The organism is Cupriavidus sp. FW305-27, assembly GCF_058787995.1.
Window position 1 is genome coordinate 1 of sequence record NZ_JBYTAG010000075.1, and the last position, 12,581, is coordinate 12,581.

Sequence of the window (12,581 nt, forward strand, 5' to 3'; positions counted from 1 at the left end):
GTGGAAGCGGCGCGCGCCGGCGAGCAGGGCCGCGGCTTCGCGGTGGTGGCGGGCGAGGTGCGCAGCCTGGCGCAGCGCAGCGCCAACGCGGCCAAGGAGATCAAGGGGCTGATCGGCGATACGGTGGAGCGCGTGGACAACGGCTCGGCGCTGGTGGGCCAGGCGGGCAAGACCATGGAAGAGATCGTGCAGGCGGTCAAGCGCGTGACCGACATCATGGGCGAGATCAGCGCGGCGTCGGCCGAGCAGAGCGCGGGCATCGAGCAGGTCAACCAGGCCGTGGCGCAGATGGACGAGGGCACGCAGCAGAACGCGGCGCTGGTGGAAGAAGCCGCCGCCGCCGCAGGCGCGCTGGAAGAGCAGGCCAGCCGGCTGCAGGGGGCCGTGGCGACATTCCGCCTGGCGGCCGAGGATGCCCGCGCGGATTCGTTCGTGGCCCACTCGCTGCCTGCGGCGACGGCAGTGCCGGCCAAGGTGTCTCGTGCCGCCGGCGCGGTGCGCGCCATCGCTGCCGGCAAGCGGGTCGCCAAGGCCCTGCCCGCCAGCACGAAGGCCGCGGCTCTGCCTGCGGCGGACCATGCCGCCGCAGCCGAGGCGGCAGATGCCGTCGCCACGCAGCCGGCGCGGCTGGTCGCAGGCAGAGCCTCGCGGCCCGCGCTGGCAGCCGCCGACAACGGCGACTGGAGCGCGTTCTGATCCCCACTGGCAACGGGCCGCGCGGCGTCCCGGATGGCAAGGCTATGACGACCGAGATCAACCTGGCTCTGCCGCATGACGATGCGGCCCGTCTGCGCAAGGAATTCGAGCAGTTCGTCGGGGTCTCGAGCGGCCTGGACCGCGAGTTCCTGCCGCCCGATTTCCAGGAATTCCTGCGCGCGCGGCTGCTGCAGCATGACGGCCCGCTCACCGAGCGCGCGGTCTCGCGGCTGCTGTCCGGCGGTGAATACGGCTGGGCCCGCCGCGTGTTCGACAAGCAGTTGCCCAATGCGCTGGCGGCGCTGATGCGCGATGCCCGGCGCTTTGGCTTCGGGCTGGCGGTGCAGCCGGACTGGACGCCGGACCAGCGCCTGGCGCATGCGCGCGAATGGGCGGCGCAGGTGCTGTCGGAATGCGGCGCCGATGCTGCCTTCACCGAGGCGCTCGCCACGCAGGTGGCGGCTTCCGCGGAAGACGTGCGGGTACTGGAAGAGCGCATGCGCACGCCCGCATGGCGCCTGGCCGAAAGCCTGCGCCAGCGCGCCTATGAGCTGATGTACGCGCTGCAGACCGAAGACAGCGAAGCCGCTGGCCGCGCACGTGTGGGCGAGCTGCGCGGCATGCTGGGCCTCGCCCTGGAGTACGGCTCGGTGCGGCCGGAAGAAGCCTCGCGCGTGCTGGAGCAGGTGGAGCGCATGCGCCCGGCGCTGTTCCGCGAAGCGCCCGACGATGTGTTCGACCGGTTGGCGGCATGGCTGCGGCGCATGTTCGGGCACTGAGGGCGCGGTCGGAATCCGGCCCCGCTGCCTCCGGCCATGAATTTCGTACAGGGATGACGGACAGTGTCTGCGTGCTGAACGCCACATGCGGCACTCGTCAATAGAGGAATCCAGCAGGCTACCGAAGGCGCTGGTCGCGCGTTTGCAGAAATGACGCTTGCAGAACTGGTTTGCGCCAGATCAAGTGTCAGGGATGTGAACTGTTACAAAATGGGCGCGCCCATGTATGTTCCATGCGACATTTGGTTCCCCCCCCCGCGTAAGTAGGGATTGGCATTGCGGGTCGATTGCCGATATAAACGTAACAGTCTCACTTACACTCTGTAACACTTGTAACGGAGTTGATTACAGTTTGACACGGGCGTAGTTCCTTAGTCGTACGTTGTACCCGCCCAGCCGCATACAAACGATCTGGTCGCCGGGCCCGCAAGGGCATCGGTAAGCGCCGGACAAGCGGCCACGGTGGGTTTTTGGTAGCGGGGATAAATTGGAAAGCAGTGAAGTTCTCCAGGAGATCAGGGAGGTTAACCTCGCCTATCTGCTGCTCGCGCAACGCCTGGTGCGCGAAAACCAGGTCGAAGCCATGTTCCGGCTCGGGGTCAGCAAGGAAATTGCGGATATTCTTGCCAAGCTGACTTCCGCGCAACTCGTCAAGCTGGCGGCATCCAACATGGTGCTGTGCAGGTTCCGCTTCGACGACCATGCGCTTCTGTCCACTCTCACCCACACGGCCAAGAGTCATGACATGCAGCAGATCCACGCCGCGATCCTGCTTGCACGCCAGCCTGTGGAGTCGCTCAATTGACCGCGCTCCTGCAGGCCGAGCCGACCCGGAGTTACACGGCCACCTCCGTTCCCAGCCGCAAGAGCGTGCTCCAGGATGCGAACCAGACCCAGCTTGCGATCGAGCTGATCGGCCTGGGTGCGCGCCTGCAGGTGCTTGAAGCCGAGACCACGCTGTCGCGTGACCGGCTCATCCGCCTGTACAAGGAGCTGCGCGGCGTCTCGCCCCCCAAGGGCATGCTTCCCTTCTCGACGGACTGGTTCACCACCTGGCTGCCGAATATCCACTCGTCGCTGTTCTTCTCTGCCTACCAGTTCATGGTGCAGGAGGGCGAGACCGTGGGCATTCGCGCGGTGGTGGCTGCCTACCGCCTGTACCTTGAGCATGTTTCGCTGCTCGGCGGCGAAATTGTCTTAAGTTTCACGCGTGCCTGGACGTTAGTACGGTTCTTCGAGAGCAACATGCTGCAGCTGTCCCGGTGCACGTGTTGCGGCGGGCAGTTTGTCACGCACGCGTATGAGCCGCACGCGAATTTTGTGTGCAGCCTGTGCCGTCCGCCGTCACGCGCAGGGAAAGTGAAGAAGCTCTCGAAAGACGCCGCCGCCGTGCAGACCAACGCCTGATCCTGGTCAAGGTCCGCCGGCTGGCAAGCTTGCAGCGCTGGCGGACGGACCACTCTCCGTTCGCCCGTGCCCGGGCAATTGTGCGTGACTGACGCGCGTATTTAGACGGGGATCCGATCGTGCTAGTAGTTCTTGGCTATGTCGTCGTGGTTGTGGCGGTGCTTGGCGGTTACGCCATGACCGGCGGCCACATGGGCGCGCTATATCAACCGGCGGAATTTGTGATCATCGGGGGCGCCGCCTTCGGCGCCTTCATCGCCACCAATACAGCAAAGGCCATCAAGGCCACCATCAAGGCCCTGCCGGGCCTGTTCAAGAGTTCCAAGTACAAGAAAGAGCTGTACCTGGACGTCATGTCGCTGCTGTACGTGCTGCTGTCCAAGGCACGGCGCGAAGGCATCCTGTTCCTGGAAAAGGAAATCGCGGACCCCGCCGCCAGCAGCGTCTTCAGCCAGTACCCGCGCATCCTGTCGGATCCGGTGGTGATGGAATTCCTCACCGACTACCTGCGCATGATGGTCAACGGCAACATGAACGCCTTCGAGATCGAGGCCCTGATGGACCACGAGATCGAGACCTTCCGCCACGAGGCCGAGATCCCCGCCCATGCGCTGTCGCGCGTCGGCGACGCGCTGCCCGCCTTCGGCATCGTTGCCGCGGTGATGGGCGTGGTGCACGCGCTGGGTTCGGCCGACCTGCCGCCGGCCGAGCTGGGTGCGCTGATCGCGCACGCCATGGTCGGCACCTTCCTCGGCATCCTGCTGGCCTACGGCTTTGTCTCGCCGCTGGCCGCGCGCATCGAGCTGCAGGTATCCGAGAACGTCAAGGTCTACGAATGCATCAAGGTGGTGCTGCTGGCCTCGCTCAACGGTTACGCGCCGCTGGTGGCGGTGGAATTCGGCCGCAAGGTGCTGTATTCCACGGTGCGGCCGTCGTTCCTTGAGCTCGACGACCACGTGCGTGAAGTCAAGAGCCTGAATTAAGGCGCGCAAGCAGCAAGGGGCACCGTCATGAGCAGCGCACACGATATGCGTCCGATCATCGTCCGCCGGGCAAAGTCGCACGCCAGGCCGCACGGCAACCACAGCTGGAAGATCGCCTACGCCGACTTCATGACGGCGATGATGGCGCTGTTCCTGGTGCTGTGGCTGCTGTCCAGCGCCAACAAGAAGACGCTGGAAGGCATTGCCGAGTACTTCCGCATGCCGCTCAAGGTGGCCATCGTCGGCGGCGAGAAGAGCAGCCAGACCCCGAGCGTGATCCCGGGCGGCGGCCAGGATGCGCTGCGCAAGGACGGCGACACCATGCGCGCGCGCACCAACGAACCCAGCGACGAGCAGCGGCGCAACGAGCAGCAGGAAGCGCAGCGCCTGCGCGCGCTCAAGCAGCGGCTCGAGCAGATCATCGAGAACAACCCGGTGCTGCGCCAGTTCCGCCCGCAGCTGCTGCTGGACATCACCAGCGAGGGGCTGCGCATCCAGATCCTGGATACGCAGAACCGGCCGATGTTCCGCACCGGCAGCGCCACGGTCGAGACCTATATGCGCACCATCCTGCGCGAGATCGGGCCGGTGCTGAACGAGCTGCCCAACAAGGTCAGCCTGTCGGGCCATACCGATGCGGCCAACTATTCCAACGGCGAGCGCACCTACAGCAACTGGGAGCTGTCGGGCGACCGCGCCAACGCTTCGCGCCGCGAGCTGATCGCCGGCGGCATGCAGGAGGGCAAGGTGCTGCGCGTGCTGGGCCTGGCCGCGACCATGCCGCTGGACAAGGAAGACCTGCTGGCGCCGGTGAACCGGCGCATCAGCATCGTGGTGCTCAACCACAAGGCCCAGGCGCGCTTCGAGGCCGAGAACGCCAGCGCTGCCGAGGTCACGGTGGCGGCGCAGGCCGGCAAGGCCGCGCAGGAGATGCAGGCAGGGCTGGCAGCGGCCTCAGCGCCCGCGGCTGCGCCCACGGGCAGCAAACCATGACGCGCGGCCGTTGCGGCAGCGCCAGTGCAGTAACCAAGTGACTCAGGACGCCATGTCTGTCGATATCGATATCACACAGTTTTACCAGACCTTCTTCGAGGAAGCGGAAGAACTGCTCGTCGAAATGGAGCAGCTGCTGCTCGGCCTGGACATTGAGTCGCCCGATCCCGAGCATCTGAACGCGATCTTCCGGGCGGCGCATTCCATCAAGGGCGGGGCTGCCACCTTCGGCTTCGCGGCGCTGACCGAGACCACCCATATTTTCGAGAACCTGCTGGACCGCACGCGCCGGCAGGAACTGGCGTTGACCAGGACCATCATCGACACCTTTCTGGAAACCAAGGACGTGTTGCAAGACCAGCTCAACGCCTACCGCAACGGCACCGAACCCGATCCGGAAACGCTGGCGCGCATCTGCGCCGTGCTGCAACAGCTGGCGCAGGAAGCCGCCGGCCATGCCGGCGCAGCTGCCCCGGCGCCCGTACCTGTTGCCGCAACGCCCCCCGCTGCTGCTCCTGCGGGCGGCGGGCTCAAGATCCGCCTGATCCGGGTTTCCGCCTCCGACCAGGCGCTGCTGCGCGAGGAACTGGCCAACCTGGGCGAGATCACCGGCCAGCAAGAGGTGAATGGCGAACTGGTGGTGTGGCTCAACACCCAGTGCAGCGCCGACGACATCATCGCGGTGTGCTGCTTCGTGATCGACCTGGACCAGATCGTGATCGAAGCCGAAGCCCCTGCTGCTGCTCCCGCGGTGGTCGAGGCCCCTGTCCAGGCGCCCGTCCCGGTCGCCACGGCCCCCGCCCCCGCAGCGGCGGCGCCCGCCGCCGCGCGCGAGAAGGCCAAGCCGCAGGCGAGCGCCGCGCACGGCGAAGGCTCGATCCGCGTGCCGACCGAAAAGGTCGACCAGATCATCAACCTGGTGGGCGAGCTGGTGATCACGCAGTCGATGCTGGCGCAGACCGCCTCGGCGCTGGACCCGGTGCTGTTCGACCGCCTGTTCTCCGGCATGGGCCAGCTCGAGCGCAATGCGCGCGACCTGCAGGAAGCGGTGATGTCGATCCGCATGATGCCGATGGACTATGTGTTCTCGCGCTTCCCGCGGCTGGTGCGCGACCTGGCCAGCAAGCTCGGCAAGCAGATCGACCTGATCACCTTCGGCAAGGCCACCGAACTGGACAAGAGCCTGATCGAACGCATCATCGATCCGCTCACGCACCTGGTGCGCAACAGCCTGGACCACGGCATCGAAACCCCTGACAAGCGCGTGGCCGCCGGCAAGGACGCGACCGGCCAGCTGATCCTGTCCGCGCAGCACCATGGCGGCAATATCGTCATTGAAGTCAGCGACGACGGCGGCGGCCTGAACCGCGAACGCATCCTGGCCAAGGCCATCCAGAACGGCCTGCCGGTGTCGGAGAACATCACCGACGAGGAAGTCTGGCAGCTGATCTTCGCGCCGGGTTTCTCCACTGCCGAGGTCGTCACCGACGTGTCGGGCCGCGGCGTTGGCATGGACGTGGTCAAGCGCAATATCCAGGAGATGGGCGGCCACGTCCAGATCAGCTCGCGCCCGGGCCTGGGCACCACCATCCGCATCGTGCTGCCGCTGACGCTGGCGATCCTGGACGGCATGTCGGTCAAGGTGGGCGAAGAGACCTTCATCCTGCCGCTGAACTGCGTGATGGAGTCGCTGCAGCCCAAGGCCGAGGATGTCCACACCGCCGCCAACTCCGATCGCGTCATGCACGTGCGCGGCGAATACCTGCCGCTGCTGGAAATGCACCGCGTCTTCAACGTCGCCGACGCGCTGCAAGAGCCGACGCATGGCATTGCCGTGATCCTGCAGGCCGAAGGCAAGCGCTTTGCGCTGCTGGTGGACCAGCTGATCGGCCAGCACCAGGTGGTGCTGAAGAACCTGGAAACCAACTACCGCAAGGTGCCGTGCATCTCGGCGGCGACCATCCTTGGCGACGGCAGCGTGGCGCTGATCGTCGATGTCGGCGCGCTGCAGCGCACCGGCGTGCGCCGGCAGGAACCGGCGCTGGCGCAGTAACCGACCAAACACAGGAGAACTAGACATCATGGCCGGCATCGGACACATCGATACCCCCGGAAGCGACGCTTCGGGCCAGGAGTTCCTGGTCTTCACGCTGGGGTCGGAGGAATACGGCATCGACATCCTCAAGGTGCAGGAGATCCGCAGCTACGAGACCGTGACCCGCATTTCCAGCGCGCCGGACTTCATCAAGGGCGTGACCAACCTGCGCGGCGTGATCGTGCCGATCGTCGACCTGCGCCTGAAGTTCCGCCTGGGCAACGTGCGCTACGACCACCAGACCGTGGTCATCATCCTGAACGTGGCCGGCCGCGTGGTCGGCATCGTGGTCGATGGCGTGTCCGATGTGCTGACGCTGACCGGCGATGCGATCAAGCCCGCGCCGGAGTTCGGCGTGTCGATCTCGACCGAGCACCTGACCGGGCTGGGCACCATCGACGGCCGCATGCTGGTGCTGATCGATATCGAACGCCTGATGACCAGCGCCGAGATGGCGCTGGTCGAGGCCGAGCTGGCCTGACCCTGCGCACGCACCACTGAAGCAAATCCCATGACGCCGTTCCGCACCGCCGCCAGCGTTCCCGGCCAGACCGGGTCGGTCCTTGCGCCGGGCGCCATCCTGCGGCGCGACGACGCGCGCGACTTCCTGCTGACCGAACGCGATTTCGAGAAAATCCGTGCACTGATCCACCGGCGCGCGGGCATCTCGCTGGGCAGCCACAAGCGCGAGATGGTCTACAGCCGGCTGGTGCGCCGGCTGCGCACGCTGCAGCTGTCGGACTTCGCCTCGTACCTGGCGCTGCTGGATGCTGACGACCGCTCTTCGGAGTGGGAGTTCTTCACCAATGCGCTGACCACCAACCTGACCTCGTTCTTCCGCGAGGCCCATCACTTCCCGCTGCTGGCCGAGCACGCCAAAAAGACCGGCCGCCCCTACAGCGTCTGGTGCTCGGCCGCGTCCACCGGCGAAGAGCCGTACTCGATCGCCATCACGCTGGCGGAGGCGCTGGGCGACCGCGCCGGCACTGTGCTGGCCACTGACATCGACACCCAGGTGCTGGCCAAGGCCCGCGGCGGCGTGTATTCCGCGGAGCAGGTCGCGCGGCTGTCGCCGGAACGGCTCAAGCGCTTCTTCCTGAAGGGCACCGGGCCGCGCACCGGTTCGGTCAAGGTCAAGCCGGAACTGGCCGCCACCATCGCGTTCGAGCCGCTGAACCTGCTCGCGCCCGACTGGGGCATGCGCGAGCAGTTCGATGCCATCTTCTGCCGCAACGTGATGATCTACTTCGACAAGCCGACCCAGGGACGCATCCTGGAGCGCTTCGTGCCGCTGCTCAAGCCGCACGGACTGCTCTTTGCCGGTCACTCGGAGAACTTCTCCTATGTCACGCGCGCCTTCCAGCTGCGCGGGCAGACCGTATATGAACTGGCGCCGGACGCGGCCAGGGCGGGAAGGCCGTGATGCGCACGCCCCATCTGCCCGAAGCGCTTGCCACGCGCACGTATTTCGACCGCGAGTTCGGCAAGCAGGCCATCAAGCTGTTGCCCAACGAGTACTACGTGACCCGCGAGGACGTGGTGCTGACCACCGTGCTGGGCTCGTGCGTGGCGGCCTGCATCCGCGACGAGAGCGCCGGCGTGGGCGGCATGAACCACTTCATGCTGCCCGATGACGACGGCAGCGCCGACCGCATGCTGTCGGCGTCGATGCGCTACGGCAGCTATGCGCTGGAAGTGCTGATCAACGAACTGCTCAAGATGGGCGCGCGCCGCGAGCGGCTGGAGGCCAAGGTCTTCGGCGGCGGGGCGGTGCTGGCCAATATGACCACGCTGAATATCGGCGAGCGGAACGCGGATTTCGTCCTGCGCTACCTGAAGACCGAGGAGATCCGCGTTGCGGCGCAGGACCTGCGCGGCCCGCATGCGCGCCGTGTCAGCTACTTCCCGGTCGGCGGGCTGGCGCTGGTGCGCCGCCTGACGCGGCAGGACGACCAGGTTTCGGTGGCGCGCGACGAGCGCGCACTGGCCCGCGCCATTGCCACCTCGGCGCGGGCGCCGGCGCAATCGCCTGAATTGTTTGCGCGGCAGTCTTTCTCGCGCCAGCTTGCCTGAAACCAATACAAGCACGATCAATCATGACAGCCGCCAAGATCAAGGTGCTCTGCGTGGACGATTCCGCGCTGATCCGCAGCCTGATGACGGAGATCATCAACAGCCAGCCCGACATGGAAGTGGTGGGCACCGCGCCCGACCCGCTGGTGGCGCGCGACCTGATCAAGCGCCTGAACCCGGATGTGCTGACGCTGGACGTCGAAATGCCGCGCATGGACGGCCTGGACTTCCTGGAACGCCTGATGCGGCTGCGGCCGATGCCGGTGCTGATGGTGTCGTCGCTGACCGAGCGCGGTTCCGAGATCACCATGCGCGCGCTGGAGCTGGGCGCCGTGGACTTTGTCACCAAGCCCAAGCTGGGCATCCGCGACGGGCTGCTGGAATACACCCACACCATCGCCGACAAGCTGCGCGCCGCGTCGCGCGCCCGCGTGCGCGCGGCCGCGCAACCGGCCGCGCCGACGGCGGCCGGCACCGAGCCCGTGCCGATGCTGCGCAGCCCGCTGCTGTCGACCGAAAAGCTGATCATCCTGGGCGCCTCCACCGGCGGCACCGAGGCCATCAAGGAATTCCTGATGCCGCTGCCGCCCGACAGCCCGGCGGTCATGATCGTCCAGCATATGCCGGCCGGCTTTACGCGCTCGTTCGCGCAGCGGCTGGATGGCCTGTGCCGCATCACCGTCAAGGAAGCCGTGCACGGCGAGCGCGTGCTGCCCGGCCATGCGTATATCGCGCCGGGCGATTCGCACCTGCTGCTCGCGCGCAGCGGCGCCAACTATGTCGCGCACCTGTCGCAGGAAGCGCCGGTGAATCGCCACCGCCCGTCGGTCGACGTGCTGTTCGATTCGGCCGCGCAGCATGGCGGCAAGAACGTGATCGGCGTGATCCTGACCGGCATGGGCCGCGACGGCGCGCGCGGCATGCTGCGCATGCGCGAGGCCGGTGCCTATAACCTGGCCCAGGACGAGCACACATGCATTGTGTTTGGCATGCCGAAGGAGGCGATCGCCACCGGCGGCGTGCATGAAGTCGTGCCCTTGCCGGCGATGACCCAGCGCGTGATGGCACGCCTGGCCACATACGGCACGCGCGCGCAGCGGGTGTAAACCAAATCGGGCCGAGCGGGGCGCGCATGCCGGCGCGCGGCGCTCGTCCTGGCAACAAGCCAACACTGTATTTACTGGAGCCCTCAAAGTGGACAAGAGCATCAAGATCCTGGTCGTGGATGATTTCCCGACCATGCGCCGGATCATCCGCAACCTGCTCAAGGAGCTGGGTTTCGTCAACGTCGAGGAAGCCGAGGACGGCGCCGCCGGCCTGGAGAAGGCCAAGGATGGCAGCTTCCAGTTCGTGATCTCGGACTGGAACATGCCCAATATGGATGGGCTGACCATGCTGCAGGCGATCCGCGCCGATGCCAATATCGGCAAGATCCCGGTGCTGATGGTGACCGCCGAGGCCAAGAAGGAAAACATCATCGCCGCGGCCCAGGCCGGCGCCAACGGCTACGTGGTCAAGCCGTTCACGGCCGCCACGCTGGACGAGAAGATCACCAAGATCTTCGAGAAACTCGGCGGCTGAGGCGGAGGCGCGTTTGTCATGACCCCGACCCTGAGCAATGATTCCGCCGAGCAACTGATCATCCGCATCGGCAACCTGACGCGGATGCTGCGCGACAATATGCGCGAGCTCGGCCTGGACAAGGAGATCGAGCGCGCCGCGCAGGCCATCCCCGATGCGCGCGACCGGCTCAACTACATCGCCGCAATGACCGAGCAGGCCGCCGAGCGCACGCTGAACGCGGTCGAACTGGCGCAGCCGATCCAGTCCGGTATCGAGCAGCAGGCCGAAACCCTGGACAAGCGCTGGGAGGCTTGGTTCGAGAAGCCGGTGGAGCTGGCCGACGCCCGCTCGCTGGTGCTCGACACCCGCGCTTTCCTGTCCGAGGTACCCGCCCAGGCCCGCGCCACCAACAGCCATCTGCTCGACATCATGATGGCGCAGGACTTCCAGGACCTGACCGGCCAGGTCATCAAGAAGATGATGGACATGATCCGCGCGCTGGAGCAGGAGTTGCTGCAGGTGCTGATCGACAATGTGCCGTCCGAGCGGCGGGTGGAAGTGCAGGCGCCGTCGACGCTGATGAATGGGCCGCAGGTGAATCCGGAAGGGAAGCCGGATGTGGTGTCGGACCAGGCGCAGGTGGATGATTTGTTGGCTAGTTTGGGGTTTTGAGGGTTCGGTTGGGCTGGTGGCGGGAAGCCTTCGATTGCGCTGCGCGCACGCGCTATCTCAGGTCTTGGGCTAGGGCACGGAGTGCATCGCTGCTCTCGCACAGCGTGGTTGCGTGCGAGCCCGACAGCTTGTTTCCTTCCCGCATGTTTTCTCCCCTCTCCCGCTTGCGGGAGAGGGGCGGGGGAGAGGGCCGGCGCATCCACGAAGTCAACCGCATCAACACCTGCGCACCCACATCATCCCCGGCAACCCAGCGATGGACGCTCTTTTAAGAGTTTGCCCATACTCGCGCTTGCTGCCCCTCTTCATACTGGGTTCGTCGCTGCATAGTGGCGACCGGGTTTAGCAGCCTGAGTGAGAGGGAAGCCGACCGCCTTCTGGCGGTATCCTTACATCCGCCATACTGCGCACGCCTCTTCCATGGGCGGGCCATGGCGGGGGAGCCCTCGGGCTCGCCGGCTCCTTCTCACCGGTCTGCTAACCCTGCCTTGCGCCCGCCCGCCCCGATTAGCAGCGGGGTAGCGGGACTGAACCTGTATGAGAGGGAGTAGTGCCATGTATCAGTCTTTCCTTGCCCATTCCGGGCGCTTGATTATCCCCCGCGCTTTCTCGCTGCATCAGCGCCCGCAGACGTCGCATGCGGAGGTGCGCCATGTATAGCCATAGTCATCACGGTATTACTGCGGAACACAATGGTGTCGACATGCTCGTGACCGCCCATAGCCCGGGGGAAAATCCGTTGAGTCTTGCGGTGCAACGTGCGGCGCAGCTTCATGGGCTTCTGCTCATGGCTAGCGATCATGGTGCCTCGAGTCTGGATCCGGTGGATCTGGAGCAGGGGATGTGGGAAAGCTTGCTTTCCCTCGCGGCCTGGCTGGCGCATGAGACGCAGGTGTTGAGTGAGCTGGCCGTGCTGCAGGGTCAGGTATTGCAGACTGACTGACGTTTAGCGGGGGGGGGGGCAGCCGTGCAATCGGCTGCCGCGCGCCTCCTCGGCGCGCAGGTCAACTTCCCCGATTTCAAAGCGGTTGAACCACACGGCAAAGACGCCATCACGCCGAGTCGGGCGCAGGCGAGACTTCGCCGTGCGCCACCGAGGCAAACGCCTACCTGGGGCGAGTCAATCGCTCGCCTTTGGTGCTGGCTTCCCGAGCGCCTTGTCCCTCCATTTACAACTGACACGCGAAGCTTGCCAGGTCGGGATCGCTTCGTGGCCAGTACTGGACGCACTGGCCCACCACACGCAAGACGGCGTCCGCTAAACCGCGTTATTCGCGCCCCGCGGAATGTAAAGGATTGTGATGGCGTGAGGCGCGAAGC

General features: G+C 65.9%; 15 protein-coding genes. 14 read left to right on the forward strand and 1 reads right to left on the reverse strand.

Going from position 1 to position 12,581, the window contains the following annotated elements:
* From AC3WRI_RS27885 to AC3WRI_RS27950, 14 genes are all read left to right on the forward strand, one after another.
* Positions 1-696 (forward strand): methyl-accepting chemotaxis protein (locus AC3WRI_RS27885; RefSeq protein ID WP_492294505.1); only part of this gene is annotated, 696 nt, incomplete at its 5' end.
* Between the two features lie 44 nt (positions 697-740).
* Complete coding sequence (locus AC3WRI_RS27890; RefSeq protein ID WP_011616429.1) at positions 741-1,475, forward strand: DUF4088 domain-containing protein; 735 nt, start codon at positions 741-743, stop codon at positions 1,473-1,475.
* Between the two features lie 487 nt (positions 1,476-1,962).
* Positions 1,963-2,280 (forward strand): flagellar transcriptional regulator FlhD, encoded by a 318-nt coding sequence (gene flhD, locus AC3WRI_RS27895; protein WP_010812713.1) that lies wholly within the window; start codon positions 1,963-1,965, stop codon positions 2,278-2,280.
* Positions 2,277-2,882 (forward strand): flagellar transcriptional regulator FlhC, encoded by a 606-nt coding sequence (gene flhC / locus AC3WRI_RS27900; RefSeq protein WP_011616430.1) that lies wholly within the window; start codon positions 2,277-2,279, stop codon positions 2,880-2,882. The genes flhD and flhC overlap by 4 nt, the downstream gene beginning before the upstream one ends.
* Positions 2,883-3,001: 119 nt before the next feature.
* Positions 3,002-3,865, forward strand: coding sequence for a flagellar motor stator protein MotA (motA, locus tag AC3WRI_RS27905; RefSeq protein WP_010812711.1), 864 nt, complete (start codon positions 3,002-3,004; stop codon positions 3,863-3,865).
* A 27-nt stretch (positions 3,866-3,892) separates the two neighbouring features.
* A complete protein-coding gene (motB, locus tag AC3WRI_RS27910; protein WP_010812710.1) occupies positions 3,893-4,858 on the forward strand; it encodes a flagellar motor protein MotB in 966 nt (321 codons plus the stop codon).
* A 52-nt stretch (positions 4,859-4,910) separates the two neighbouring features.
* Positions 4,911-6,911, forward strand: a complete 2,001-nt coding sequence (gene cheA / locus AC3WRI_RS27915; protein ID WP_492294507.1) for a chemotaxis protein CheA — start codon at positions 4,911-4,913, stop codon at positions 6,909-6,911.
* A gap of 28 nt (positions 6,912-6,939) precedes the next feature.
* The gene (locus AC3WRI_RS27920; protein WP_010812708.1) at positions 6,940-7,434 is read left to right on the forward strand and encodes a chemotaxis protein CheW; all 495 of its coding nucleotides are present in this window, start codon (positions 6,940-6,942) and stop codon (positions 7,432-7,434) included.
* A gap of 30 nt (positions 7,435-7,464) precedes the next feature.
* Positions 7,465-8,376, forward strand: a complete 912-nt coding sequence (locus tag AC3WRI_RS27925; protein ID WP_010812707.1) for a CheR family methyltransferase — start codon at positions 7,465-7,467, stop codon at positions 8,374-8,376.
* A complete protein-coding gene (gene cheD, locus AC3WRI_RS27930; RefSeq protein ID WP_010812706.1) occupies positions 8,376-9,026 on the forward strand; it encodes a chemoreceptor glutamine deamidase CheD in 651 nt (216 codons plus the stop codon). The genes AC3WRI_RS27925 and cheD overlap by 1 nt, the downstream gene beginning before the upstream one ends.
* 23 nt (positions 9,027-9,049) lie before the next feature.
* Positions 9,050-10,132 carry a protein-glutamate methylesterase/protein-glutamine glutaminase gene (locus tag AC3WRI_RS27935; RefSeq protein WP_010812705.1) on the forward strand — a complete coding sequence of 361 codons (1,083 nt, stop codon included), beginning with the start codon at positions 9,050-9,052 and terminating at the stop codon, positions 10,130-10,132.
* An 88-nt stretch (positions 10,133-10,220) separates the two neighbouring features.
* Entirely contained in the window at positions 10,221-10,607 is a 387-nt protein-coding gene (gene cheY / locus AC3WRI_RS27940) for a chemotaxis response regulator CheY (protein WP_011616433.1), read from the forward strand.
* 18 nt (positions 10,608-10,625) lie between these two features.
* Positions 10,626-11,261 carry a protein phosphatase CheZ gene (gene cheZ, locus AC3WRI_RS27945; RefSeq protein WP_492294508.1) on the forward strand — a complete coding sequence of 212 codons (636 nt, stop codon included), beginning with the start codon at positions 10,626-10,628 and terminating at the stop codon, positions 11,259-11,261.
* A gap of 652 nt (positions 11,262-11,913) precedes the next feature.
* Entirely contained in the window at positions 11,914-12,204 is a 291-nt protein-coding gene (locus tag AC3WRI_RS27950; protein WP_041688275.1) for a hypothetical protein, read from the forward strand.
* Positions 12,205-12,207: 3 nt separating this feature from the next.
* Here AC3WRI_RS27950 and AC3WRI_RS27955 read toward each other — a convergent pair whose 3' ends face one another.
* Positions 12,208-12,363, reverse strand: a complete 156-nt coding sequence (locus AC3WRI_RS27955; RefSeq protein ID WP_492294509.1) for a hypothetical protein — start codon at positions 12,361-12,363, stop codon at positions 12,208-12,210.
* Between the last annotated feature and the right edge of the window lie 218 nt (positions 12,364-12,581).